23 protein-coding genes are annotated in these 24,521 nt (G+C 54.9%); 8 read left to right on the forward strand and 15 right to left on the reverse strand.

Annotated features, from left to right (window positions below):
* Positions 1-263: 263 nt before the first annotated feature.
* From QZQ97_RS05920 to QZQ97_RS05930, 3 genes are all read right to left on the reverse strand, one after another.
* On the reverse strand, positions 264-2,018 hold the full coding sequence (locus tag QZQ97_RS05920) for an ATP-binding cassette domain-containing protein (protein WP_311992674.1): 1,755 nt from the start codon (positions 2,016-2,018) through the stop codon (positions 264-266).
* Positions 2,019-2,254: 236 nt separating this feature from the next.
* Entirely contained in the window at positions 2,255-3,034 is a 780-nt protein-coding gene (locus QZQ97_RS05925) for a Fic family protein (RefSeq protein ID WP_311992675.1), read from the reverse strand.
* 119 nt (positions 3,035-3,153) lie between these two features.
* The gene (locus QZQ97_RS05930) at positions 3,154-4,257 is read right to left on the reverse strand and encodes a succinylglutamate desuccinylase/aspartoacylase family protein (RefSeq protein ID WP_311992676.1); all 1,104 of its coding nucleotides are present in this window, start codon (positions 4,255-4,257) and stop codon (positions 3,154-3,156) included.
* 14 nt (positions 4,258-4,271) lie between these two features.
* Here QZQ97_RS05930 and QZQ97_RS05935 point away from each other — a divergent pair, with 14 nt between their 5' ends.
* Positions 4,272-4,727 (forward strand): Lrp/AsnC family transcriptional regulator, encoded by a 456-nt coding sequence (locus QZQ97_RS05935; protein WP_311992677.1) that lies wholly within the window; start codon positions 4,272-4,274, stop codon positions 4,725-4,727.
* Between the two features lie 6 nt (positions 4,728-4,733).
* Here the strand turns inward: QZQ97_RS05935 and QZQ97_RS05940 are convergent, their stop codons facing one another.
* From QZQ97_RS05940 to QZQ97_RS05960, 5 genes are all read right to left on the reverse strand, one after another.
* The gene (locus tag QZQ97_RS05940; protein ID WP_311992678.1) at positions 4,734-5,456 is read right to left on the reverse strand and encodes an ABC transporter permease; all 723 of its coding nucleotides are present in this window, start codon (positions 5,454-5,456) and stop codon (positions 4,734-4,736) included.
* Complete coding sequence (locus QZQ97_RS05945) at positions 5,456-6,148, reverse strand: ABC transporter permease (protein ID WP_004944436.1); 693 nt, start codon at positions 6,146-6,148, stop codon at positions 5,456-5,458. The genes QZQ97_RS05940 and QZQ97_RS05945 overlap by 1 nt, the downstream gene beginning before the upstream one ends.
* Positions 6,149-6,203: 55 nt before the next feature.
* Positions 6,204-6,977: an ABC transporter substrate-binding protein gene (locus QZQ97_RS05950; RefSeq protein WP_004944430.1), complete on the reverse strand. Its 774-nt coding sequence runs from the start codon at positions 6,975-6,977 to the stop codon at positions 6,204-6,206.
* Positions 6,978-7,004: 27 nt separating this feature from the next.
* Positions 7,005-7,766 (reverse strand): dimethylarginine dimethylaminohydrolase family protein, encoded by a 762-nt coding sequence (locus tag QZQ97_RS05955; RefSeq protein ID WP_311992679.1) that lies wholly within the window; start codon positions 7,764-7,766, stop codon positions 7,005-7,007.
* 160 nt (positions 7,767-7,926) lie between these two features.
* Positions 7,927-8,865: a LysR family transcriptional regulator gene (locus tag QZQ97_RS05960; protein ID WP_311992680.1), complete on the reverse strand. Its 939-nt coding sequence runs from the start codon at positions 8,863-8,865 to the stop codon at positions 7,927-7,929.
* Between the two features lie 96 nt (positions 8,866-8,961).
* Between QZQ97_RS05960 and QZQ97_RS05965 the strand changes: the two genes are divergently transcribed.
* Positions 8,962-10,176 (forward strand): MFS transporter, encoded by a 1,215-nt coding sequence (locus QZQ97_RS05965; RefSeq protein ID WP_311992681.1) that lies wholly within the window; start codon positions 8,962-8,964, stop codon positions 10,174-10,176.
* Between the two features lie 34 nt (positions 10,177-10,210).
* Here QZQ97_RS05965 and QZQ97_RS05970 read toward each other — a convergent pair whose 3' ends face one another.
* From QZQ97_RS05970 to QZQ97_RS05980, 3 genes are all read right to left on the reverse strand, one after another.
* Positions 10,211-11,134, reverse strand: coding sequence for a substrate-binding domain-containing protein (locus QZQ97_RS05970; RefSeq protein WP_311992682.1), 924 nt, complete (start codon positions 11,132-11,134; stop codon positions 10,211-10,213).
* A 93-nt stretch (positions 11,135-11,227) separates the two neighbouring features.
* Entirely contained in the window at positions 11,228-12,007 is a 780-nt protein-coding gene (locus QZQ97_RS05975) for a TIM barrel protein (protein WP_311992683.1), read from the reverse strand.
* Positions 12,007-13,023, reverse strand: a complete 1,017-nt coding sequence (locus QZQ97_RS05980; RefSeq protein WP_311992684.1) for a Gfo/Idh/MocA family oxidoreductase — start codon at positions 13,021-13,023, stop codon at positions 12,007-12,009. The genes QZQ97_RS05975 and QZQ97_RS05980 overlap by 1 nt, the downstream gene beginning before the upstream one ends.
* A 195-nt stretch (positions 13,024-13,218) precedes the next feature.
* Here QZQ97_RS05980 and QZQ97_RS05985 point away from each other — a divergent pair, with 195 nt between their 5' ends.
* Positions 13,219-15,189, forward strand: a complete 1,971-nt coding sequence (locus tag QZQ97_RS05985; protein WP_311992685.1) for a sigma-54-dependent Fis family transcriptional regulator — start codon at positions 13,219-13,221, stop codon at positions 15,187-15,189.
* A 54-nt stretch (positions 15,190-15,243) separates the two neighbouring features.
* The gene (locus QZQ97_RS05990; protein WP_062870812.1) at positions 15,244-15,537 is read left to right on the forward strand and encodes a SelT/SelW/SelH family protein; all 294 of its coding nucleotides are present in this window, start codon (positions 15,244-15,246) and stop codon (positions 15,535-15,537) included.
* Here QZQ97_RS05990 and QZQ97_RS05995 read toward each other — a convergent pair.
* The 3 genes from QZQ97_RS05995 to QZQ97_RS06005 form a co-directional block, all read right to left on the reverse strand.
* Entirely contained in the window at positions 15,534-16,352 is an 819-nt protein-coding gene (locus QZQ97_RS05995; RefSeq protein ID WP_311992686.1) for a heme/hemin ABC transporter substrate-binding protein, read from the reverse strand. The two genes, QZQ97_RS05990 and QZQ97_RS05995, sit on opposite strands and share 4 nt — an antisense overlap.
* Before the next feature lie 106 nt (positions 16,353-16,458).
* Positions 16,459-18,816, reverse strand: coding sequence for a TonB-dependent receptor domain-containing protein (locus QZQ97_RS06000; RefSeq protein WP_311992687.1), 2,358 nt, complete (start codon positions 18,814-18,816; stop codon positions 16,459-16,461).
* A 321-nt stretch (positions 18,817-19,137) separates the two neighbouring features.
* Positions 19,138-20,598 (reverse strand): serralysin family metalloprotease, encoded by a 1,461-nt coding sequence (locus tag QZQ97_RS06005; RefSeq protein ID WP_311992688.1) that lies wholly within the window; start codon positions 20,596-20,598, stop codon positions 19,138-19,140.
* 311 nt (positions 20,599-20,909) lie between these two features.
* Here QZQ97_RS06005 and QZQ97_RS06010 point away from each other — a divergent pair, with 311 nt between their 5' ends.
* From QZQ97_RS06010 to QZQ97_RS06025, 4 genes are all read left to right on the forward strand, one after another.
* Entirely contained in the window at positions 20,910-21,404 is a 495-nt protein-coding gene (locus QZQ97_RS06010; protein ID WP_311993877.1) for a TIGR00645 family protein, read from the forward strand.
* A 259-nt stretch (positions 21,405-21,663) separates the two neighbouring features.
* Positions 21,664-22,119 (forward strand): 3-hydroxyacyl-ACP dehydratase FabZ, encoded by a 456-nt coding sequence (gene fabZ / locus QZQ97_RS06015; RefSeq protein ID WP_311992689.1) that lies wholly within the window; start codon positions 21,664-21,666, stop codon positions 22,117-22,119.
* A gap of 37 nt (positions 22,120-22,156) precedes the next feature.
* A complete protein-coding gene (locus tag QZQ97_RS06020) occupies positions 22,157-22,945 on the forward strand; it encodes a spermidine synthase (RefSeq protein ID WP_311992690.1) in 789 nt (262 codons plus the stop codon).
* 71 nt (positions 22,946-23,016) lie between these two features.
* On the forward strand, positions 23,017-23,211 hold the full coding sequence (locus QZQ97_RS06025; RefSeq protein ID WP_006318355.1) for a ribbon-helix-helix protein, CopG family: 195 nt from the start codon (positions 23,017-23,019) through the stop codon (positions 23,209-23,211).
* Between the two features lie 52 nt (positions 23,212-23,263).
* Here the strand turns inward: QZQ97_RS06025 and QZQ97_RS06030 are convergent, their stop codons facing one another.
* The gene (locus QZQ97_RS06030) at positions 23,264-24,478 is read right to left on the reverse strand and encodes an MFS transporter (RefSeq protein WP_311992691.1); all 1,215 of its coding nucleotides are present in this window, start codon (positions 24,476-24,478) and stop codon (positions 23,264-23,266) included.
* Positions 24,479-24,521: the final 43 nt, after the last annotated feature.

The raw sequence follows: 24,521 nt of genomic DNA on the forward strand, positions 1-24,521 counted from the left end.
CCATTGATGGGCTAATCAGTGCAGCCTGTTGAAACTTATTGGACCTCTCTGGGGTAGACAACATGAATATTGGCCATCATTGGTGCAGGTGGGATTGGGGTAGCTATCGCTCGTCGTTTCGGGTTTGGATGAGATAGCGATTTTGGCGGCTTACTTTGCTTGACCCGGACGCCGGGTTCGTTACCGGCAGCGATCTGCTGATAGACGGCGGCGGCGCACCAACTGGCTGGTATTACCCACCGATGCGGCGGTGAGTGTTACTATCACCCCGCCTCTCTCATAGCCTCTTGACGCAGGATCGATTGGATATACGTATTTGTGCGTTTTAACGCAACAAAATCCCCTCTATCTACGATACGACCTTTTTCGATGACTATAATTTCATCAGAAAAATCGAAAGTAGAGCTCCGGTGGCTGATGTTACATATCACTGCATGGGGATAACTGCGTTTAATATTTGCTATCACCCCCCTCTCATTGATGACATCAAGTGCCGAGGTGATTTCATCAAGAATAATAATTCTGGGGTTCCTTAAAAATAAGCGCGCCAGAGATAGCCGCTGACGCTGACCGCCTGAAAGCGTCATGCCATTGTCACCAATATTGATATCCAGCAAATTCGTACTGTTATCACTCGCCAGATCGTCGAGCCTGGCCAGATTCAACGCCTGGGTTAATTGCTCATCCGTGGCTTCAGGACAGGCGATTTTGAGATTGAATCGCAGTGTATCCATAAAAACATAATCATTTTGCGATATATGAAAAATCACATCCGACCGTTCCCCCGCAGAAAGATGATTAATGTCTCTATCATTGATGAGAATATCTCCTCGATTGGTTTCAATCTGGCCTGCCATGAGTTTTGCAATGGTACTTTTTCCTGAGCCACTGCTGCCAGTCAGAGTAACAAAACACCCTTTGGTAATTTCCAAATTGAGATTGTTAATAATATATTCATCTGCATTTTCATACGAAAAAAACACATTTACCATCTTTAACGAATCGACAGTCCCAGCCCAAGGTTGGCCCACACGATCTCCCTTGGTCATACCAAAAAACGATTGTATAAAACCATGCAGGGATATCGTCGATTTTTGTAGTGCAGTGTACATTGAACCAATATTTTCCATAGGGGATGACAGCAATAATATATAGGATGAAATCATAATAAAATGGCTTATATTTATGTTACCAATCGCAGTCTGATACAGAGAGTAGATAAATGATGATCCAAAAAAAACAATATTACAAGCAGACTCAATCAACAGGAATCGCATATCTTCCTTTAAAAGTCGCTCATGCTTGGTTTCGATATTGTTTAGCAATTTCTCGTAGCGACCAAACAGATAATCATATGAATTACATACTTTAGCCGCCCCCATGTTTTTTACACTGTCGGTGATTAGGCTGTATTTTTTTACTGAGGTTGTATAGAAATCATTGTATAGATCTACAATTCCAGGATTAAAAGTTCTTTTGATAATAAAGTAAATCGAGAAGTAAATTATAAAAAGAGCAGCAACAATATAGTCCCCGGAGGAAATTATGATGATAATACTGAATATCAACTGCAGCAAGGGAGGTATAAAGTTATGTGAAATATTTCTAAGTACGACAGTCAACTCATCTATAGCCTGATTCAGACGCTGTGTGACATCACCTGTATTTTCATTGTTCTTTATAGCATTGTCGTCATAAAATAAATTTTTGAAATAATCATTCGTCATGCTTATTACAAGGTTATTTTTCAAGGAAGTTAGTAATATGAAATTTAACGCTGAAGACAGTTTTCTCAAACTCATAACAACAATGTAGCTTAGTGCAAGCAAGTAAATGACAACTGGAAAATCAAGCTGTTTACTGTCAATTACGCCAACCAATCTCGCCATAATAACTGGTTGCATGGAAATCAAGATGGTAGAGAAGAATGAAATCGCTATAATGACGAAAAACTTGATCTTGACGGGTAGTTCGGAAGTCTGTTTAAAGTACCTGAGTATAAACCAAAACTTGTTCATCTAGGTTCCTTTCGTCATGGCAATGAAACATAACGGGGGCCCCCGTTATGTTTTTAAAAGTTTAGAATCTGTTAAATCTTCTGTAACCCAACACCGGATCGATTTTATCGACCTGCGTATCTGTCATAGTTGTTGTTTTTATCAATAAAAGATCTTTTTCAGTTAACATACAGTCTCCTTTTATCAAATTAAATAATATATGTAGCATGCAATTGTACAATCACACACTAAATATATTATTCGCTTGATCTCATATGAATGAGGTCAATGCATTTACAGTAAAATATGATGATGGGTTCCCAGTCTAGAAATAAGAATGCTTCACGTAAACTTAAAACGTATCCACTTCTGGCTATATGGCATAGCTCTGTTATCGGGATGTAGTTTTTTGCGTCCCTCTCCAAAATCACATTAAACAACATTCTAGATACGCGCCCATTACCATCACTCAATGGATGAATGTGCATCAAAAAAACCGATGCGACAATTGCGCAAAAAAGTTTATTTTCTTTGCTTTTATTTAATATAAACGTTCTTAGCAATCCTAACTCTAACGATAAAAAATCAATATCCAAGAATTCTGTATAGCTGCCGTCTGCTTCAGGTACAGTCCTGACATTGACGTTTCGAATGGTATTATTTTCATTTAATGAGCGGCCAGCATATTCAATGAATCCATTGAAGCTGTCGTCATCTTTTACGATATCGAGTAATTTTACCTCAAGAGAGCTAAAAACCGTAAAGTCGTTATGACTGTCATCGTTCTCGTTGGCGAACATGTCATTATCAACATATGGACTCAAACGATGTTGTAACACATAAAAATCATTGTTTTTTATTATTTTCTTAACACCACACACAAACCTATCGTAATTATGACCTGCCGCAATCCCATCCTGCAAAGTTGATTCGGCTTTGATTAGAGCCCACCATGTTTCTTCTTTTATCTTTTCATACTGAGGGTAGCTCAGTCGTAGCAACTTGATCACATTCCCTTGTAATAAGTAGCTTTTCATAAAATACTCCATTAGTGTCACATTCCTGATTAGTTTAAGCATCCTAATCTATTCATTTGACACCCACATTTCATATTTATTACTTTTTCTAACGGTACTACTCTACTAATGGCCCCTTCTCACGACGCCAGGCCACCGCCGCCTTTATAGGGTGTTTTACCGGCAATCTTCATGATCTCCGCCCCCAGGGTGACGAAGGGTGCGCGGCGGCTGGCGTAGATTAGCCCGCCCGCCTGGGCACGTACCGCTTTTACCGTATCGGTGATCGGGTCAATGATTTCCGCTACGGCTTCATCCGCCTCCACCCACTCCCCCGGCTGGCGCAACGGCAGCAAAATGCCGCTGGCTGGCGCGGTAACAATCTCCCCGCCGGCAAACGGCAACATGGCAACCTCCAACTGAGGCATTGCCGGCGGCTCGCCCGCAATTGCGCCACGGTGCTGCAAATACCGATAGAGGCGTTCGGCATCGTTGCCTGCCAATTGGTGCCCGATATCCTGTTGCCCGCGCAGTTCCAGCGTGACCGCCATGCAGCCGGGTTGCAGGTTTAACGCGGGATGCCGCTGCGCCAGCCGATGCCACGGCAGCCCACAGGCTTCGTCAAACGAGCCGCCCCCGCTGTCTTGCGAAAGCAGCACCGCGCCAATCCCCATACAGCGCGCCAGATCTTCCGCCTGCTCGCGCCAGGCCGGATCGGCATACATATGCAATATCGCGCGGTCATCGCAATGCAGGTCCAGCACCACATCGGCGTCGCAGGCCAGTAACAGCAATTGCCGGCGCAGGGCTTCCACCTCGCTGCGGTCCGGCATAGCATGCAAGGCTTCGCGCATCGCAGCGCGTACCTGCGGCACGGCAGGCTCCGACGAGGCAAAGGCCTCCTGGTGCAACAACAGAGCCAGATCGGGAAAGTCGCGGTTGAAATTGCGGCCACTGACCAGATCAAACCGCCCGACGCCGCCGTTGAGCAGCACCTGCGCCAGCCCCAGCGGGTTGGCGATCGGGACAATGATTATTTCACTTTGCAGTTCACCGCGCCGTTCCGCCTGGCTGAGTAATCTTTTAAGATAATGCAGCACCAGCATGCCGGGCACCTCGTCGGCATGCAGACCGGCCTGCAGGTAAATCTTTTCGCCCTGGCCGGGCTGACCGAAATGAAAACTGGTGAATTGGCGCTGCCCACCCAGGGCATGTTCAGGTAACTTATGATGTTTACTTTTCATTGGACGCCCTATCTGTGGAAAAAAAAGCCCGGCTTGATCGAATCGACAAAAAAATCCTTGAAATACTGTGCCGGGATGGCCGCATTTCCTATCAAAAGCTCTCCGAGCAGGTCAATTTGACCGCTCGCCCCTGTCTGGAACGGGTGCGCGGGCTGGAGCGCGACGGCATTATCCGCGGCTACAGCGCCATTATCGAACTGCCGGAGCCGGAACCTGCCTTTGTGATACAGGCGCAAATCGCGCTGGCCGATCACGGCCATTCCCAGCCGGCGTTCGAGCAGGAGATGCGCAATACCCCGGAGGTGCTGGATTGCTGGCTGGTCAGCGGCAGTTTCGATTTTCTGGTGCGCATCGGCTGCCGCAGCATGGAAAGTTACCGGCTACTGGCCGACGCCTGGCTGACCAGCAAAAAATTCCGGGTGGATAAAATCGTTACGCTGACCGAGTTGCAATCCATCAAACGATCTTGAGTCGCCTCAGTCTCGGCGAATAAAGGCCAGCCAGCGCCGTTCTGCCCGCGAAAACAGGAAAATCAGCAGAAAGGTGCAAAGCAGATAGAGCGCCGCCGCCATCAGGAAGGGAATAAACGGCGAATAGGTGGCGGCGTAAAAAGCGCGTGCCACCCCGGTAATGTCCAGCAGCGTCACCGTGCTGGCCAATGAAGTGGCGTGCAGCAGAAAGACCATCTCGTTATTCAGCGCCGGAATACCCCGCCGTAACGTCGCCGGCAACACCAGCCGGCGAATTATCTGCCACTGGCTCATGCCAAACGCCTCACCGGCAACCCACTCCTGCTTTGGAAAGGTGCCCATCATGCCGGCCAACAGCTCCGCGACGTAGGCGCTGGTATTGAGCACCAACGCCAGCGTGGCGCAAAAGGTGGCGTCACGAAACAGCAGCCAGAAAGGCTGATCGTTCTGCCAGCCCAACTGCACCACGTCGAACTGCGACAGGCCGTAGTAAATCAGCATCAATTGCAGATACAGCGGCGTACTGCGGAAAAAATAGGTCACGCAACGGATCAACCAGGACAGCGGGCGCGGGCCATACACCTGGCCGACTGCCATCAGTACCGCCAGCAGCAGCCCCGGCACCACCGACAGCAAAAACAGTTTGGCCGTCAGCGCCAGCCCCGTCACATCCGAGCCGTCGCTCCACAAGAAAGTGGGCGCCACTTCCAACATATCTTGCAGAGTCATCAGCGTGCTCCTGCAGCGGTCGAGGAAGCCAGAGCGTAGCGGCGCGCCAGCAGGCTAAAGCCCCAACTGGAGATCGCGGTAATCACCATATAGATCAGCGCCACCAGGAAATAGAACAGGAAAGGTTTTTGCGTCGCTCGCCCCGCCTGCTCCGCCAGCCACACCATGTCTTCCAGCCCCAGGATCGACACCAGCGCCGAGGCTTTCATCAAGCCGAGCCAGTTATTGTTGATCCCGGGAATGGCGAAACTCAGCATTTGCGGCAGCAGAACGCGGCGAAACACCTGCCCTGGGCGCATGCCATAAGCCATTGCGGCTTCCAGTTGCCCGCGCTCAACGGTGAGAAAAGCGCCGCGAAAGGTTTCCGTGTAGTAAGCGCCAAACACGAAACCAATCGCCAGCACGCCGGAGATAAAGGTGTTGAAGCGCAGCGGCCCCAACCCCAGCAGGCCAAGAAAGCCGTTGACCAGCATTTCGCCGCCAAAGAACAGCAACAGCATAATCACCAGTTCGGGAATGCCGCGCACCAGCGTGGTGTACCCCGTCGATAACCAGCGCAGCCAGCGCGGGCCGAACAGCTTGATCAGCGCATTGATCAGGCCGAGCGCCAGCGCCACCGCCAGCGAAACCAGCATCACGCATAACGACAGCGCCGCGCCGTGTGCCAGCAACGGCAAATACTCAATGACCATTCCCGGCCTCCCATTCTTGACTTGATGCCGGGCCAGCCGGCGTCAGCGCGCCGGTTTAGCCGCCGTAAATGTCGAAGCTGAAATATTTTTTCTGGATGGCGTCATAGGTGCCGTCGGCACGGATGGCCTTAATGGCACCGTTGAGCGCGTCACGCAGCGCCGGGTTGTCTTTGCCCACCGCGATGCCCACGTCGGAGGATATGCTGCTGTCCGTAATCGCCGGGCCGGCGAAGGCAAACTTCTGCCCGCGCGGGGTATCGATAAAGCTGCTGGCCGCCTGGGTATTGTCCTGCAACGACGCATTAATCCGCCCGGACATCAAATCCAGATAGACATTGTCCTGGTTGGCGTAAGAAACGATCTTCACGCCCTGTCCGGCCCAATGTTTCTTCGCATAGGTTTCATGAATGGAACCGGTCTGCACGCCGACCGTTTTGCCTTTCAGGCTGGCGGCATCCGGCAGCAACGGGCTGCCCTTGCGCGCCACCAACTGCGCCGAGCTGCGGTAGTAGCGATCGGTGAAATCCACTTCTTTCTTGCGCTCGTCGGTGATGGTCAGCGAAGCGATAATGGCATCGAACTTACGCGCATTGAGCGCCGCGATCATGCTTTCAAAAGGCTGTTTGACGAAAACGCATTTGGCATGCAGCTGCGTACACAGCGCATTGGCGATATCGATGTCAAACCCGGTGATCTCGCCGCTGGGCGAAAGCACGTCAAAAGGCGGATAACCGCCGTCGACGCCAAAGCTGATGGTATCGAAAGACTGGGCCGCCGCCGGGCCACCCAGGGCCAGGCTGGTCAGTAGAACCGCTAATGTTTTTTTCATGGCTGAGATCCCCGGTGAAAGAAAGCGCTAGAAACGAAGTGACAGGCAGGTCAGGCCGCCGTCCATTTTTTTAAATTCGCTGGTGTCGAGCTGAACGATAGGCATGCCCAACTTTTCGATTTGGGCCAGCGTGTGCGGGTAACCCTGTGGGGTGATCAAGGTATCGTTGATCCACAGCGTGTTGCCGGCGTAGGACTCCGCTTCGGGGATAACGATAGCGTTAAAACCGCTAAAGGCAGGATGACGCTGGTAGTCTTCCGTCAGCAACAGGGTGTTGCGGCCAACATAGTTGACGATGGATTTCAGGTGCAGTCCGGCGCTGACTTCAATGGCGGTCACCCGGTAGCCATAGGGTTCGACCGCAGCGGCAAATTCGCCAATGCCGGCTTCATCGGTGCGCGCCGTCAGGCCAATAAAAAACTGACGATCGACCAGCAGAACGTCGCCGCCGTCAAGGTGGCCGCGCCGGCTCATCCGTACCACCGGGCGCTCGCCTTCAAACAGCGGCGCAATGGTGTCAACCTCGCCCTGGCGGCTCGGCGCACCCGGATGGGTGATCACGGCCAACTCCGGCATCACCACCGCCGTGTCTTCCACAAAGTGGGCGTCCGGAAAGGCCGGAGCTGCCGGTAACACCGTCACTTTCAGCCCCAGGCGCAGCAAGGTATCCACATAGGCCAAAAACTGGCGGCCGGTGGCGGCGATATCCGGCGCACCCAATTGAGCGGTGGTCTGGCCGCTGCCGCAGCTATCGGCAGGCAGTCTGGCAATGGCTTGTGTAAAGTGCATGGGCGATTCTCTCGAGTGAAATGGACGGTAGGTGTTCTTCGATTATCAAACAGATACCGTCGCCAATCAGGTTGAATCCGCCTGTCGGCACTCTACATTTACGCTGTTTATCGCTCCGCTGACGACCTATTCCGCTGTACGCCGTGCAAAACCGCCGCCCTCACGGCAATGGCGCCTGCGCGCCAGTGATGCGTGGCATCACCTCTTTCATCAGTTCAAGGAATTTGCGCAACCGCGCCGGATAATAACTGGCATAAGGGTAAAGCAGATAAATCGGCAAGGGCGCGGCGTGCCAGTCCGGCATCAACGGGGTAAGCAGCCCCTGCTCCAGATCCTGTTTGACCACCCATGATGACAACATGGCTACCCCCACGCCGTTCAGCGCCGCCTTGCGCACGGCATAAAGGCTGTCGGTACTCAGCCTGGGGACGATGTCAAAACGGTAATCTTCGCCGCTGGCGGTATGCGTCAACGTCACTTCATTGCGATAAAAACTGTTTAGCGCCAGCCAGGGCAACTGCGCCAAATCACCGATCTGCGCCAGCGGCGTATGGCGCGCCAGCAGTTCAGGCGCGGCCACCACAATGCGCGGTACCTGCGCCAGCAACACCGCGACCACCGAAGGATCGGTCACCGCGCCGACGTGGATCGCGCAGTCCACGCCTTCAGGAATGAAATCGGGCGAATGATCGTTGAGCGTCCACTCCACGCTGGTCTGACGATAGCGCTGCAGGTAATCCCCCAACGGCCCAATCAACTGATCCTGGCCAAAGGCATGCGGCGCGCGCACCCGCAATACGCCCACAGGTTCATCGCGCACGCCGCGCAGTTCATCCTCCATGATTTGCCAGTGTTCAATCAGCTTGCGCGCATGCTGATAACAACGTTCGCCGTCGTCCGTCAGCTTCATGGCGTGAGTCGTGCGCTGGATTAATTTAACGCCGAGCAGTTGCTCCAGCACCTGGAGACGCCGGCTAATGGTGGGCTGCGAGGTGTTCATTTGCGCCGCCGCAGCCGAGAGACTGCCGCTGTCGACAATGCGCACCAGAGTTTGCAGCATGGCTATACGGTCGCCATTGGGAAATGGATTCTTATTCATACGTATTACGTATAACAGTTTTACCTGTACAGGGGCTACAGTTTCCGCCGAAAACTGGCAAGAATAGCCCCACTTTACTCGTTCTGGATAACCATCATGAGCCTGATTTCATCAGCCACCCCCGCGCCAGACAATGCGCTTTCCGCCAAAATCGTTTTCCTGCTGGCCGCCGGTGCCGGTCTGAGCGTGGCGTCCATTTACTACAGCCAGCCGATGCTGAGCATTATGGGCGACACGTTCCACGCCGGGGTCAGCGATACCGGCATGGTGCCCACGCTAACCCAGGTGGGCTATGCGCTGGGCATCCTGCTGCTGGCCCCGCTGGGCGACCGTCACGATCGCCACCAGATCATCCGGATCAAGGGCGTGCTGCTGGCGCTCACCCTGCTGCTGTGCGGTTTTTCTTCTTCATTTCCGCTGTTGTTGCTCAGCAGCCTGGCGATCGGTTTGGCCGCTACGGTGGCGCAGGACATTATCCCGGCGGCCGCAACGCTTGCTTCAGACGCCAATCGGGGCAAAACGGTGGGCACGGTAATGACCGGGCTGCTGGCCGGTATCTTACTCTCGCGCGTGTTCAGCGGCGTGGTGGCGGAATATTTCGGCTGGCGCAGCGTTTATATGCTGGCGGCATTGGGGGTGCTGGTCATCACCCTCACCATCGGCGCGGTACTGCCGCGTTTCAAACCCAATACCACGCTGAGTTACCCGGCGCTGCTGCGCTCATTGGGGAAACTGTGGGCCGACTACCCGGAACTGCGGCGCGCGGCGTTGGCTCAGGGCTTGCTGTCAGTCGCGTTCAGCGCTTTCTGGTCGACGCTGGCGGTGATGCTGGCGGAAAAATATCAGCTTGGCAGCGCAGTAGCCGGCGCTTTTGGGCTGGCTGGAGCCGCCGGTGCGCTGGCAGCCCCCCTGGCAGGCATGCTGGCCGATCGTCACGGGCCGGACTATGTCACTAAAATCGGTGCCGCCATGGTGGTGTGTTCATTCGCCCTGATGTTTCTGCTGCCCTGGCTTGCGCTGCCCGCACAACTGGCGCTCATCGCGCTGAGCGCGGTAGGTTTTGATCTCGGTATCCAGGCGACGCTGGTGGCGCACCAGACCATTATTTACGCCATCAACCCGGCTGCCCGCAGCCGCCTGAATGCCATCCTGTTTACCCTGGTGTTTATCGGCATGGCGAGCGGGGCCGCTCTCGGCAGCAAAGTCCTTGAAAGCGCCGGTTGGTCGGGCGTCGTATTGCTGGCCACGCTGGCAGCGGCGGGCGGCCTGGCACTGCGAATGCTGGCCAAGCGCGCACCGTCGCCTGAATAATGAAGCCGTCCGACAATAACCGCAGGTTCTGCGGTTATTGTTGATTGGCCGCCACAAACTCCGCCAGATTCTGCTGAGTGATGGTTTTATAAGGCACCCAGTTGTAAGCCTCGGTCTTTTGCTTTTCCAGCAGCGCCCTGGTGACCTGCACCGCCCCGGTGGCCTGCCCTTTGGCGTCCTGGAAAATGGTCAATACCATGCCGCCGTTTTTAATAAACTGCAGGCCGTCCGGCGTACCGTCAATGCCCGCCACCAGGATGCTTTTGTTTTTAGCCTGGTTCAGCGCCATGATGGCGCCAATCGCCATTTCATCGTTATTGGCGGCGATAGCGTCGATCGGGCGACCATTCAGCAACCACCCGGACACCACATCCACCGCTTCATTGCGCTGCCATTTGGCGGTCTGCTTTTCCAGAACCTTCATGTCTTTATATTTGGCGATCACCTCTTCCACCGCGCGGGTGCGTTCACGCGCCTCTTCGTTGGACAGCGCCCCCATCAGGATCGCCACATTACCGCGATAATTCATCCGTTTCGCCAGCGCCTCCATTTGCAACTTGCCCCCCTCCGCCGAGTCCGATCCCACATATGCCATGGCATGACCCAGCTTAACTTCCGGTTTGCGGTTGACGAAAATCAGCGGGATGTGGGCACGCTCGGCGGCATCCATCATCGGCTTCACGCCCTGGGTATCCACCGGGTTGAGGATAATGGCATCCACCCCCAGGTTGATAAAATCGTCCACCTGCTGCACTTGCAGCGCCACGTCGCCTTTGGCATCAACGAACTGGCCCTCCATGTTCAACCGCTTAAGCTCGCTCACCATCTGCGAGCGCAAAATGGACACAAAGTTGAGATCGAAATTGGCCAGCGCAACGCCGACCTTATAAGTTTTCGCCTGGACGTTAAAGGCCATAAACAAACTGAGCAATATCAACGATAAGCTTCTTGTTTTCATGATGTCATCCTGTAGGTTGAGATAAATTTATTATTAAAATCAATGCATCACTCTTCGTCCCGGGCAACAGACCACAGCCCGGGTTTACTGCGGTTATAAAGTGAAATGGTCGCGGAACTGTTGCAGCGCCGCGGTGCTGTCATCGGATGCCCATCCTTCCAATGCCACTACGCCCCGGTAGCCGATCTCGTCCAACGCGCGGGCGATGGCCCGGTAGTTGATTTCCCCGGTCCCCGGCTGTTGCCGCCCCGGTACGTCGGCCACCTGGATTTCGCCTATCGCCGGCCCGCAGCGGCGAATAAGCTCGATGAGATTGCCTTCGCCGATTTGCGCATGATAAAGATCGAGGTTCATCTTCAGCCCAGGGCTGTTGACCGCCTCAACCAATGCCAACGTGTCGCAGGCTTTGGCAAAGGGCGTGCCCGGATGGTCCCGCGGCAGATTGAGGTTTTCCAACGTGAACACCTTGCCGGCGCGTTCCCCCCGTTGCGCCAGCTTGCTCAAGGTATCGGCCGCCTTCAGCCACATGGCACCGGTCACCACCTCCACCGGTTTCACCGGTAACCCTTTGGGATCCAGGCCGGTGCCGTGCAGATTCAGGCTGGGACAGTTCAACCGTTGGGCGATGGCGAGCGACTGTTCCGCCGTTTGCAACAGCTGGGCGATATCCTCGTCGTCGGTCAGGTTGCCGGCGAGATAACCGGTCATCGAAGTAAAACGCGCGCCAGTGCCAATCAGCGCATCAAGATCTTTATTTTCCCAGTTCCAGATCTCGACGCCGAAGCCGAGCGCATGAATACGCGCTACGCGTTCAACAAACGGCAGATCGAGAAACACCATCTCGGCGCACACTGACAGCTGATATCCGGCCATTATTGTCTCCCCAGCGTGATCGGTTTGCCCTGCTTCACCGACTCGATACACGCCAATGCAATCTCCAGCGCATTGCGGGCATCCTGTCCGGTCGCGCGCGGCGTTTCCCTCTGCTGGACACAGCGGGCGAATTCAGTCAGCTCCGCCACATAAGCGTCATGCAGCAGGTCGGTATCCTGACGCGAGGTTTCGATGGCGATGCCGCCGGCGTGATACCGCACGCAGTTATTCAGGTTGATATTGCCCGCCTGCAGCATCCCTTTGCTGCCAAACACCTCGCCGCGCACATCGTAGCCGTAGACCGCCTGGAAGTTGGCTTCTGCGGTGGCGATGGCACCGTTATCAAAACGAATGGTCACCACGGCGCTATCCAGTAACCCCTTATCCTTGAAGTCCGGGCGCACCAGCGCATCCGCCAGCGCATACACCTCAACCGGCCTGGTACTCGGGTTGAAGTGCAACAGCGTGTCAAAATCGTGGATCAGCGTTTCCAAAAAAATGGTCCAGGCGGGGATCGGCGCCGGATCACGCAACTGCGGATCGCGCGTTACCGATCGGGAAAGCTGGGTAACGCCATTCTCCCCCTCCTTCACGGCGGCAATGGCGGCGGCAAAACCGCTGACAAAGCGGCGATTAAACCCCACTTGCAGCACGATACCCGCCTGTTTTGCCGCGGCGATGGCCCGATCTGCCTCTTCCAGCGTGATGGCCATCGGTTTTTCGCAGAACACATGCTTACCGGCCCGGGCGGCGGCAATCACCCATTCCGCGTGGGTACGCGCCGGAGAGGCTATGACCACCGCATCAATTTCGCCGTCATCCAACATGCTCTGCAAATCGCTAAAGGCGCTGACGCCCAGCCTGTCCGCCAACCGCTGCGCGGCGCCCGGAAACGGATCGGCCACGGCAGCCAAAACGGCACCCGGCACGCGCCGCGCCAATGACTCCGCATGGAAAGTGCCCATTCGGCCGGCACCAATCAGACCAACGCGCAAGTTTTGGGGTGAATGACTCATAGTGATTCCTTATGTGGGTTAACGCCCTTGTCGGGCAACGGAGTTCACTGTGGGTATTGCAAAGGGGATGCCAGCGCGAAAAGCAGGGAATCTGTGAGGCGCTGCACAGATAGTCACAGCGGAGTGACAACTAAATTGACATGTCAATTTCACATGTCAATAAAATGAACATTACATTCCAAACTGGAGAGCCGCATGCACACTGCCGCCGGACTGATGCCGATCAAAGACGAGAGCGACCCGATATTCAGCCTCCCGGAAGGCCCGGAGGCCAGTGAATGGGACAGCCTGTTTTGGCAAGGCTGGCAAGCGTTTAACGAGGGAGGCCAACCCGGCTGGATCCGCAAGTCGATCCTGCAATCCTGGCAGCGTTCGCGTGAAAACGGCATTGACCCCGAGGCGTTCGTGTATCACTCGCCGCCGGCAGATAAGTTGCTGGTGATTCTGGCGAAAAACAGCGAGCTGATTAAGGTGGCGCACAGCATCATGGAAAACCTGCTGGCCTACAACCCTGACGGCCACATCAACCTGACCGACGCCAACGGCGTCACCCTTCACTACTGCGGCGCGGATTTGACGCCGGTCGGCAGCATCCTGCGCGAGGACGTTCAGGGCACCAACTGCACCGCGCGCTGCCTGCGGGAACAGCGCCTGGTGTATGTGTTGAGCGGTGAAAACTGGAAAATGGCTCTGCGTCAGCGCCATCGCCAATGTGCCGCGGCGCCGGTGCGTAACGCTGAGGGTGTGATGATCGGCGTGCTGACGCTCACCGCCACGCCGGATAACTTCAACGCCCACACCCTGGGCACCGTACAGGCGGCTGCGGAGGCCGTCGGCCAACAACTGCAGTTGCGTCGGCTGCTGGCGGAACAACAGTCCATTCTGGAAACGCTGAATGAAGGCGTTATCGTCTGCGATCGCTACGGCAGGCCGAAAACCGTCAATCGCTACGCACGCCAGATTTTTGACGGGCTGGAGCCTGGCGACCTGCCTATCGATCAGTTGCTGCGCCCGCAGTCCGGCTCGTTGCTGACCATGCCGTTTTGCAACGATCGGGAAATGGTCTTTATGCCCGAAGGCAAACCGGCCCTCTCCTGCGTGATTTCACTGATGCCCGCGCCGGATGACGGCCGGGTGCTCTCCCTGCGGGAGAATCAGCGTATTCGCGCTATCACCCGCCGCGTGATGGGCGTCAGCGCCAGCTATACCTTTGACATGATATACGGCCATTCCAGCCGCATACGGGAAACCATCACCAAGGCGCGCACCAGCAGCCGCAGCGACAGCACCGTTCTGCTTACCGGCGAGAGCGGAACCGGCAAAGAGCTGTTTGCCCAGGCAATCCACAACGGCAGCGCACGCAGCAATGAACCCTTCGTTGCCGTTAACTGCGGCGCCTTGCCGCGCGATCTGGTGCAGAGCGAGCTTTTCGGTTACGTGGATGGCGCCTTTACCGGCTCGCGGCGTGGCGGTTCCGCCGGCAAATTTGAGCTGGCGGATGGCGGCACTCTGCTGCTCGATGAAATCGGCGAAATGCCGCTGGATGCGCAAACCAGCCTGCTGCGCGTGCTGCAGGAGAGTGAAGTTTTGCGGATCGGTGCCACGCACCCGGTGAAGGTCAACGTACGCATCGTGGCGGCGACCAATTGCGATCTGGCGCTGGCAGTGGAAAAAGGCGCTTTCCGGCGCGATCTGTATTATCGCCTGAACGTCATCGCCCTCTCTGTTCCGCCGCTCAGAGAACGACGGGAAGATATCGTCGGTCTGGTTAACGGCTTTGTGCACAAACTCTGTACGCGCATGAAAAAGATCCCGCCGCAGGTATCACCGCAGGCGATGGCCTGCCTTAGCGCCTGGCACTGGCCGGGCAACGTGCGCGAACTGGAAAACCTGGTGGAACGAATGGTGAACCTGTGCGAAGGGTTGCAGATCGACGTGGGCGATCTGCCGGAGGAAATCACTCGTGGTCGCAGTGAACCTGAAGCCGCACCCTCCGCCAGGCTGGAAGATAACGAACGTACCCATATCATGCAGGTGATTGAATCCAGTGGCGGCAATCTGCGGCAGGCCGCGCGCCTGCTCGGGCTATCGCGCACCACGCTGTACAATAAAATCAATAAATGGCGGATCGATTTGACCCTGTTGCGCCCAGACCGGCCTGCTTGACAGGACTGCGGCGGCATTCGATGATGAGGAAATCTTACCGCCCAGGCCCGTTCAATGAAAACGTCCCCCGCTGTCACCATTCACTATTGTTCGCAATGCAACTGGCTGCTGCGCGCCGCGTGGATGGCGCAAGAATTGCTCCACACCTTCGGCACCGATTTGGCCGCCGTGACGCTGGTTCCCGGCACCGGCGGCATTTATGAGATCACCGTGGATGGCTTTGTCATCTGGGATCGCAAAACCGAAGGCGGCTTCCCCGACGCGGCAGCGCTCAAACAGCGTTTGCGCGATCGATGCTTCCCTGAGCGGCCATTAGGCCACGTGGATAACAAAGGCGTTAAAAGTTAAGGCGCGACGGCCACGGCCGCCTGACGCAATTGCCCTATGGCCGCCGGCATATCCAGGCCAAAACTCAGCAAGGCGTTGTCATCAATCACCAGCAATTGCCGATGCTTGCCTGCGGGGGTAAACGCCAACCCCGGCAGTGTCCAGATATTCGCTTCTCCGCCCATCCGTTGCAGGCTGGCCTTGCCTATCACCAGCAACTGCGGCGCGGTGGCTACCAGCCCTTCCTGAGTCAGCGACTGATAACGCGCCACGCCAGCCAGGGCATTTTCCAACCCTACGCTGCGAATGGCGCCATCTGCGGCGGTGCCGCTACCGGCGCCCATTGCCGTTATGCCAGTATGCGCCATGATAAACAGCACCCTGACCGGCAATCGATGAGTCGGTACGGCGGCCATCTGACGATCCAGCTTGGCCTGCAGGGCTTTCCCCTCTTTTTCACGCCCCAAGGTGGCGGCAATGACGGCGATCTTTTCGTCGATCGCGCTTAATTCGGGTTTACCCGTCACCGTCACGACTTTCACCCCAACCTGTTCGACCTGCCGCAACGCCAAAGAGGGTTGCGCCAGTTCGCTGGCGATCACCAACGAGGGCTTCATCGCCAGGATCCCCTCTGCGTTGAGCTGGCGCATATAGCCGACATTCGGCAATGCCGTGGCTTGCGGCGGTTGTTGACTGGTACTGTCGCGCGCGACCAGCGTTTGCCCGGCGCCCAGAGCATAAATAATTTCCGTGACGTCTCCGCCGATCGCGATCACACGTTCGCCGGCAAATACCGAAAACGGCAGCGCCAGTAATCCGATAACCCATGATTTCATCCGAAGTCTCCTTTAAGCGCGGATGGTTAGCCTCATGAAAGCGCAACAGCCGCCTTTCATTGACGAAAGGCGGCATAAGCACTAACGGTGGATCATAATGCGGTAGTTAGAAATCCACGTTGACGCCAAGCTGGAAGGTTCTTCCCGGCATGACGGCCAACGCATTGTCGTAGGCATCTTGACGGGTTGAGTCCGTGAGTTCACGGCTGCTCAGGTAATCGCGGTATTTCCTGTCGGTGATGTTATACACGCCGCCGCTCAGTTTCACATTGCGGGCAACCTGCCAATAAGCGGACATATCCACCAGGCCGTAACCCGGCACGCGCAGATATTCCGTGGTGGCGTCGGTGAGCGTACTGCCGCTGGCGTTGTTGTAGCTTTCACGGTTGGTCGCCGTCGCCTGCTTGCCTTTGACGAAGGTTGCCGTCACCGCCGCGCCGTAGCGTTTCGCCGGATCATCCCACGCCACGCCCACGATGGCTTTCATTGGCGCTACGCTGTCGATATCGACATATTTATCGCCGGAATAGCTGGACTTGGATTTGCCCTGGTTATATCCCAGCGCAAAATTCGCGCTCAGCCCGTTCACCTGCTCGAACCAGGTGCCAAAATTCAGCCTGGTGCTGATCTCTGCGCCGTAGATATAGGCTTTATCACGGTTTTCCGCTTGATAAATGGTGTAGATATTGGAAGGCACATTAGCGAACTTGTCCGGGCTGCTGGCCCGTTGATAACGGGTATACGCAATGAAGTTTTTATAGGTGTTGTAGAACAGCGACGTGCGCATTGTCACCCCGTCCACGACGTCTCCCTTCATGCCCCATTCCAGATTGTTGCTGGTCTCGGTGTTCAGATCGGCGTTGCCGATCAACGCATACTGCGCCGTGCCCGCATAGCTGGAGCCGAGATTCCATGAGCCGTAAAGCTGGCTGGCGTTCGGGAACTGTGCGCCACGCTTGTACTGCAGATAGGTCATCAGCGCCGGCGTAATAGCGTACTCGACGCTGAGAGACGGCAATATCTGGGTGTCGGTGTTGCTTTTACCGTATAACGTTTCCAGCTCGGACTCCGTCAGCACCGTGCTGCCGGTGGTCAGGCTGGTCAGGTTCTGCGGCTTGGTGCTTTGGTGAGCCACGCGCACGCCCGGCACCACGGCAAAACCGTGCCCGTCGAGATCAAATTGGATCTTGTCCTGCACAAAACCGCCCAACGCGTAGCTGCGGCTGTTTGATTCCGGTTGCATGATGGCCGTGGACACGCTGGGGGCCGGCTCTTCACGGAATGGCCGCTCGGTATCGGTTAACCTCGCGTTTAGCCCTCCGCTCAACGCATGACGCCCCAGCGTTTTGGTTATCAGCGTTTCAAAGCCGTAGGTATTGACGTTGTAGTCGGAGTAAACCCGCTCCATGCTGCCGGTACTGGTGGGCATGTAAGTGTTGTCATGCGCCTGGGTCTGTTGGTAATAGGCTTTTGATGTCAGGGTATCGACGAAATCATTGTACGGTGTCCATTCATCTTTCACGCTCACCCCCCAGCGGCGCGTATTGCTCTGCTGTTGGGCGGTACCCAGGATGGCGCTGCCGGCCGAGTTCCAACTGTCGTAATGGGTATGGTTGACTTTATCGTAGTAATCCACCGTACCGGTGAGTTTATGTTCGTCATTTGGCTGCCAGATACCGGACGCCATCAGCGCATTGGAATGCCAGTTGGCCGGGTAAGCCTGGTAAGTGCCACTGTTGTTGCGCGTTTCCTGGCCGTCACGGCGGCTATAAACAAACACCCCGCGAAGTTGGTCATCGCCCGCAGCTGCGGTAATGCCGTTGTGCCAACTGCGGTTGGACGAGTCGTAATCGCTCTGGTAACCGAAGTAAGTTTGCTTGGACGGCGACAGGTACTGATCCGCCGACTTCGGCGAAAACGAAACAGCGCCGCCGATAGACGTATTGCTACGTTCAATCGAGGTCGCTCCCGATTCGATATCCACCTGGCCGTACATGTAAGGGTCAATATAATCCCTGCCGATGCCAAAGGTGTTAAGGCCGGCTCGGCTGACATAGCTGCGCCCGGTGGCGTCTGGCTGCGGAATGCCGTCGACGTCCAGGCCGACGCGATTGCTCTCCAGGCCGCGAATGTTATACCCGGTATAGCCGCTGCGATCGAAACCGCTTTTGCCCGAGGACGATCCTCCACTGACGCCAGTGGCGCTAATCAGCGGTTCATAACGCATTATCGAACCGAAATCATTCCCCCCTTTTTTCTGCATGTCTTGCGCGCTAATCGTGGTTATTGTCCCGGCCTTTTTCTCAATCACGGGCGCGACAACCGTTATTTCCTCTTCATTTTGCGTGGTCTTTTCTAATGGAGTTTTATTTACTTCAGCATTAGCGTTAAGGGAACTGCCGATCAACGTCCCCCACAGGATGGAATGCCCGATAATTCCCTGGTAATTAAAAGTTTTGCACATGTATTAGCCCTGCAATAATTATTGGTATTTGCTCGCAGTTGCTTCGCCCCCGGCAATTAATCGGGATTAAGGGTATTAACGAAAATTAACAGTTTTATAAGAAGGGTCTTTCTGCGTAGACTTAATAAAATACATGTTAATGATAATGCTTATCATAAGCAATATCATTAAAACCCTATTATATGCATTGATGAAATATTTCCTGACCGCTTACGAAATCCTTACAAAGCGGTTCAGGCAATCAGTGTGCGAAAGGATTGTCATGAAGGGGGGCGAATAAAGCCATAAGAGAACGGTGGGCATCACCCACCGCATGCATGCTTAAACGATAAAGTCCGTGGCGGCATTCGCCTGTCCGACGATTTGCACCAGGAAGTCCGGCCCGGCATTGCCGTTGATATTCAGGGCTAACTCACTCAAATGCGTTTGCGCGTCGTAAGACAACAATGCCTCTCCCGCCTGGCCGCTGAGGTTCTCGACAAAATGAATAAAGTCGTTGCCTTTATCGCCGTGGTTAAAGAAGGACAGATCAATTTTGTCGATGCCGGTTTCAAAGTCCAGGATCTTGTCAGGGGATTTGAATGGCGAATCACTTACCGCGGCGAAAACGAAAATATCCTTTCCGCTGCCGCCTGAGAGTTGATCTTGCCCACCGCCGCCGTAGATAACGTCGTTACCGGCACCGCCCTTGATAATATTGGCAGCGTTATTGCCGACAATCACATCATTGCCTGAACCGCCAATGGCATTTTCAATGGTTGCGCCCAGGGCGATGGAAACGTTGGCCTTCAATCCACCGACGTCGGAGTAGGAGCCTTCCGTCAGGTTAATGCGTTGGTTCTGTGTATATCCCGAGAAATCAAGCGTGTCGTTGCCACCCGCATCCCAGACGGAGAAAATCAGTTTCTGGCTGCTGTCTTGAGCGCTGTAAAAATCCCGGCCGGTATTGGAATTGAACCCATACACCGTATCCCCGGTGCGCGTGGTGGTATTGGCACCATAGAGATACTGAATGGCGGCGATATCGTCAACCAGCGGCGCTGCGGCAAAATGGCCACCGTTATCGCCGCCGGTCACAGCTTCATCCCAATAACTCATCACGCTAAACTGACGGGTATCTTCGGCATAGGTCCCTTTCTCATAACTGGGATTCTGGCCGGCATTGTAAACACCCGGGTGATCCAGCCCCAGCGTATGCCCAATTTCGTGAGTGATGCTCAAACGGCCGTAGTTACCCAGTTCGGGGTGCAAGTTGGCGTAAACACCATCTCGGGGATCCGCGTAATCGTAATTGATGTTGAACCAGCTTTGACCGTCGGTATTATGCCCACGGTAGTCGTTACCGGCACCGGTGTAAGGCTTAATCGCATAAGCCTGAGTATTACCCTCATAATTGCCAAAGGTAATGTTGGACTTTTGCTCTGGGCCGACCTCAACAAAAGTCAGGTTTGCGACATCCGCCCAGGATTGCAAAGAAAGCTTGGCTTGCGCCTGCTGTTCGGCAGTAAAGGCGCTAAGACCGGTATCTGGAGAACCGAAACGGGCATTTAAATTACTCTGATTATAATCCCAATCAGGAAAGGAATAAGTGACGGTAGCGCCTTTGCCGGTGACATGAACGCCATTCCAGGTTTGTTCACTGCGCGCTATTTGCTTGCCGGCCTCTTCCACACCGAAAGAAGGCTTATTATTGAGGGTTAAACCATTACCTCTATTATGGTAATTCAGTAAATCATTAACACTGTCCCAACCGCTTGTTTTTCCATTCAGGGAATTTTCCATATCCATCTCCAGTAGGTTAATTCATTTCCGTTATATATAATTCGCTTACGATATAAAAGATTGCTCCCCTCCTATATTTCAGCATTTAAATCGTAGTACGATTTCCCGATAGCTCAATATATATTGATAAAATAAATTATGGCGGAGTAAACAACTACAAAATCGCCGGATATTGAATTGGAATTAACTCCCTGTCCCGAGCGCCTATAATCTGGATGAAATTTGCCCTTCACCTCGCCCTGCTCGCTTGCCTTTTGCCAGGCCTCTTGCGCTATACTATGGGCCACTTTTTGTAACGAACTCAGATGACTATGGAACGCTTTCTAGAAAATGCCATGTACGCCTCTCGTTGGCTGCTTGCACCGGTTTACTTTGGCCTGTCGCTGGCCTTGCTGGCGCTGTCGATAAAATTCTTCCAGGAGATACTCCATGTTCTGCCGAACATTTTCTCCATGGCCGAAGCAGATCTGGTGCTGACGCTGTTGTCGTTGATCGACATGGCGCTGGTGGGCGGTCTGCTGGTGATGGTGATGTTCTCCGGTTATGAGAACTTTGTTTCGCAACTGGATATCAGCGACGACAAAGAAAAACTGAGCTGGCTGGGCCAAATGGACGCCACCTCACTGAAGAACAAGGTGGCAGCCTCGATTGTCGCCATTTCGTCCATTCACCTGTTGCGGGTGTTTATGGATGCCAAGAACGTGCCGGACAATAAGCTGATGTGGTATGTGATCATCCACCTCACCTTTGTGCTTTCCGCCTTTGTGATGGGTTATCTCGATAAGCTGACGCGTTACAAAAAATGATCCCCTCGTTAGTCGCCCATAGCCTGGGCGGCTAACCGCATCCCCTCCCTGCTAAAAAACCTGTTAATCAACACATTGACTTGTATTTTCGATTTTATTCTTTAGTGACACCGTCACCAGTCATCCCTAATGTGCTGGCATGCTCATTTTCATTTAGTGCATCTAATGATAATGACATTATAATGTCATTACATTCCCGCCGGGCGCATAAGCCACCGCTGGCCGAGCTTCGTTCCGCTGACAGGATCCAAAATCAATCATGCCGCTGAATGGTAATCCACTACAGTACCAGGATGTTCAATCTATCCTGCCGCACCGGTTCCCCTGTCTGCTGGTCGACCGCATTCTGCCCGCCGGCACGTCGATTACTGATGGGCGTTTAAGCGCCATCAAAAACATTACCGCCAATGAGCCGACTTTTTGGACCGGCCATCACCAGACTACCGTTTTCCCCGGTATCTTGATGGTGGAAGCGCTGGCGCAAAGCACCGGTCTGCTGGCCCACTACTTTCTCGGCCCGCTGTCGCAAGGCGAGCATTATTACTTTGCGGCCATTCAACGCGCCCGTTTCTACCGCTCGGCCCAGCCCGGCGACCAGTTGCGCATGGACGTCGCCTTTGTCCGGCAACGGTCCGGCATTGCCCGTTTTTCCGGGCTGGCCACGGTCAATGGTCGCCGCATTTGCACTGCCGAATTTATGTGCGCCCGTAAATAAGCCCCCCGTTTTCTCAAGGAGCCAAAGCGAAGCTACCATGTCTATTGTTGATAAGTTGCTAAATAGTATTGATTTTTCTCCCCGTGGGCAGGTGATCGCTCGGGAGGAAGACCACTGCGGCGAAATTATTGTTTCTGACCACAAAGACTATCGCACCCTCCGTTTCGACGGCATTTGCGAGCAGAGTAAAATGTGCATCAGTGCGCCGCAGGTGCCGGTTCACAACTACATCAAAACCATGCTGATGGCGGTGGCCTGGCAGCCCCCTTCGGCGGCGTTGATCCTCGGTCTGGGCGGCGGCAGCCTGGTGCGGGCATTGCATGCCTATGATCCCGGCATGCTGCTGGAAGTGGTGGAACTGCGCCCGGCGGTGGTGTCTGTAGCCCGCCGTTATTTCACCCTGCCCGCTGACGAAACGGTCATCTTGCACACCGCCGATGCCGCCGATTTTTTGCAGGCTCCCGCCACGCGGCATTATGATCTGATATTTTCCGATCTCTACAGCGCCTTCGCGATGGACCCGCAGCAGGGTACGCGGACTTTTCTGGAACAATGCGCCGGTCGCCTTTCGCCTCACGGCTGGCTGGTGCTGAACTATCACGAAGTCCCCGATGAAGGCACGCTGCTGTATCACAGTTTGCACTGCGCGTTTAAAACCGTTCTTTACTGCGTGGCACCCAGCGGCAATGTCATTATTTACGCTACGCCGGGCCATCTTGAGACGCCGCTCAGCCTGCTGCGCCGCCTTTCCGCCGCCGTCGGCCCGACCTTTGGCTGTGATTTGGGTTTTCTGTCGCGCAAAATCGAACGGCTGCATTTTAGCTAAGGCGGTGAATTAAATAGCCGATTAGCCAGTATGTTATTATCATTTGATTATCATCCTCTGGAGGAATCCTCATGGAAAAGAAAACGGCGCGACTGACGATACTCATCGATCCGGATAAGAAAAAAGCCCTTGAAGAGCTGTGTCTGCAACAGGACGTCACCCCTTCTCAGGTGATCCGGCAACTGATACGGGACTATCTGCACAAGCATCAGGTGGAATACCCCAGCCAACCGACCCGTTCCAATCCCCGGGTGGATAACACCTGACCCGAGTTGAAGCCGGATGGCGCACGGAATGCGCCATCTGAAACCTCCGGATTCAGCCCTGACGTTTCCCCGCAGAAAACCCGTGCCGTTTAGCCACGGCCGCGACAGCCAGTGCGGCCAACAACAGCGCCAGCGCGGCCCAAGGGAAAGACGCCGGGCCATACCGATCAAGCAAAATCCCGCCGAAAATGCCGCCGCCCGCAATGGCGCTGTTCCAGGTGACTACGTTCATGGCCAGCGCCGTATCCGCACCTTCACCGGCGGCATCCGCCAGTGCGGTCTGCAATAGCGTCGCCGCACCGCCGAAACTCAGCCCCCATAACACCATGCCAACATAGATCCCCCCCGCATTCTGGAGTGCCACGCCCAACAGCACACTGGTGGCGGCAAAGAGCGCGAGGCTGGTCAGCACCGCAGTTCTCAGGTGGCGATCAACCACCCGACCGGTTATCCAGATCCCCGCCAGCGACGCCAACCCGAAAATAAGCAACACCGCATCAACCCGGTCGCCAAGCCCGGCCGGCGTAACAAAGGGCGCAACGTAGGTATAGAGAATGTTATGAGCGAACATCCACAACAGCACCACACCCAACACCGATCTGACGCCAGGGATCATCAACACCTTGTACAGCGGCATCCGTTTTTCCCCCGTCAGCCCCGGATAATCCGGCACCTTTGCCAGCACCCAAACGATTAACGCCAACGACAGCAGCGACATAACGCCAAAGGCGGCCCGCCAACCGACCACCGACCCCAGCCAGGTCCCGAGCGGCACACCCAACGACAGCGCTACCGGTGCGCCTACCATTGCCACCGCCATCGCCTTGCCCTGAAGATGAGATGCCACCATCCGGCGCGCATAACCGGCAAGCAGGCTCCAGGCCAACCCTGCCGCCGCGCCGGCAAAAAAGCGCGCGGTCAGCGTCACCGCAAAGCTGCCCGACATGGCAGTGATCGAGTTAAAGAGAAAAAACCCCGCAATAGTCAGCAGCAAAACGTTACGTCGCCGCCAACGCTGAGTGGCGAGCGTCAACGGAATGGCAGCCAGTACCGAACCCAGCGCGTAGGCGGTGATCATCTGTCCGGCAAGCGAAGACGACACCTGCAGGCCGGGTGCGATCTGGGCCAGCAAACCGGCGGGGAGCGTTTCGGTAGCAATGCAAATAAATCCCGTCATGGCTAATGCCAGCAGCGCGGCAATAGGCAAACGCTGTGCCTCCTCGTGGATCGCCCTGGCATCTCGGCAATAGGTAGTTGTTTGGCTCATGGTTTATCCATTTATATATCGATCGGTATAAATATAGGCGACA

The sequence above is a fragment of the Serratia sp. root2 genome (assembly GCF_031931805.1).
Lineage (GTDB): Bacteria > Pseudomonadota > Gammaproteobacteria > Enterobacterales > Enterobacteriaceae > Serratia > Serratia inhibens.

Excerpts from the sequence above, each read along its gene's own strand:
- QZQ97_RS05985 (WP_311992685.1), top strand. The coding sequence starts at position 13,219 with ATGCACACTGCCGCCGGACTGATGCCGATCAAAGACGAGAGCGACCCG.
- QZQ97_RS05960 (WP_311992680.1), bottom strand. The coding sequence starts at position 8,865 with ATGAATAAGAATCCATTTCCCAATGGCGACCGTATAGCCATGCTGCAA.
- QZQ97_RS05920 (WP_311992674.1), bottom strand. The coding sequence starts at position 2,018 with ATGAACAAGTTTTGGTTTATACTCAGGTACTTTAAACAGACTTCCGAA.
- QZQ97_RS05980 (WP_311992684.1), bottom strand. The coding sequence starts at position 13,023 with ATGAGTCATTCACCCCAAAACTTGCGCGTTGGTCTGATTGGTGCCGGC.
- QZQ97_RS05970 (WP_311992682.1), bottom strand. The coding sequence starts at position 11,134 with ATGAAAACAAGAAGCTTATCGTTGATATTGCTCAGTTTGTTTATGGCC.
- QZQ97_RS06030 (WP_311992691.1), bottom strand. The coding sequence starts at position 24,478 with ATGAGCCAAACAACTACCTATTGCCGAGATGCCAGGGCGATCCACGAG.
- QZQ97_RS06005 (WP_311992688.1), bottom strand. The coding sequence starts at position 20,598 with ATGGAAAATTCCCTGAATGGAAAAACAAGCGGTTGGGACAGTGTTAAT.
- QZQ97_RS05995 (WP_311992686.1), bottom strand. The coding sequence starts at position 16,352 with ATGAAATCATGGGTTATCGGATTACTGGCGCTGCCGTTTTCGGTATTT.
- QZQ97_RS06020 (WP_311992690.1), top strand. The coding sequence starts at position 22,157 with ATGTCTATTGTTGATAAGTTGCTAAATAGTATTGATTTTTCTCCCCGT.
- QZQ97_RS05950 (WP_004944430.1), bottom strand. The coding sequence starts at position 6,977 with ATGAAAAAAACATTAGCGGTTCTACTGACCAGCCTGGCCCTGGGTGGC.
- QZQ97_RS05930 (WP_311992676.1), bottom strand. The coding sequence starts at position 4,257 with ATGAAAAGTAAACATCATAAGTTACCTGAACATGCCCTGGGTGGGCAG.
- QZQ97_RS05965 (WP_311992681.1), top strand. The coding sequence starts at position 8,962 with ATGAGCCTGATTTCATCAGCCACCCCCGCGCCAGACAATGCGCTTTCC.
- QZQ97_RS05975 (WP_311992683.1), bottom strand. The coding sequence starts at position 12,007 with ATGGCCGGATATCAGCTGTCAGTGTGCGCCGAGATGGTGTTTCTCGAT.
- fabZ (WP_311992689.1), top strand. The coding sequence starts at position 21,664 with ATGCCGCTGAATGGTAATCCACTACAGTACCAGGATGTTCAATCTATC.
- QZQ97_RS05990 (WP_062870812.1), top strand. The coding sequence starts at position 15,244 with ATGAAAACGTCCCCCGCTGTCACCATTCACTATTGTTCGCAATGCAAC.
- QZQ97_RS05955 (WP_311992679.1), bottom strand. The coding sequence starts at position 7,766 with ATGCACTTTACACAAGCCATTGCCAGACTGCCTGCCGATAGCTGCGGC.
- QZQ97_RS05945 (WP_004944436.1), bottom strand. The coding sequence starts at position 6,148 with ATGGTCATTGAGTATTTGCCGTTGCTGGCACACGGCGCGGCGCTGTCG.
- QZQ97_RS06000 (WP_311992687.1), bottom strand. The coding sequence starts at position 18,816 with ATGTGCAAAACTTTTAATTACCAGGGAATTATCGGGCATTCCATCCTG.
- QZQ97_RS05940 (WP_311992678.1), bottom strand. The coding sequence starts at position 5,456 with ATGACTCTGCAAGATATGTTGGAAGTGGCGCCCACTTTCTTGTGGAGC.
- QZQ97_RS06010 (WP_311993877.1), top strand. The coding sequence starts at position 20,910 with ATGGAACGCTTTCTAGAAAATGCCATGTACGCCTCTCGTTGGCTGCTT.
- QZQ97_RS06025 (WP_006318355.1), top strand. The coding sequence starts at position 23,017 with ATGGAAAAGAAAACGGCGCGACTGACGATACTCATCGATCCGGATAAG.
- QZQ97_RS05925 (WP_311992675.1), bottom strand. The coding sequence starts at position 3,034 with ATGAAAAGCTACTTATTACAAGGGAATGTGATCAAGTTGCTACGACTG.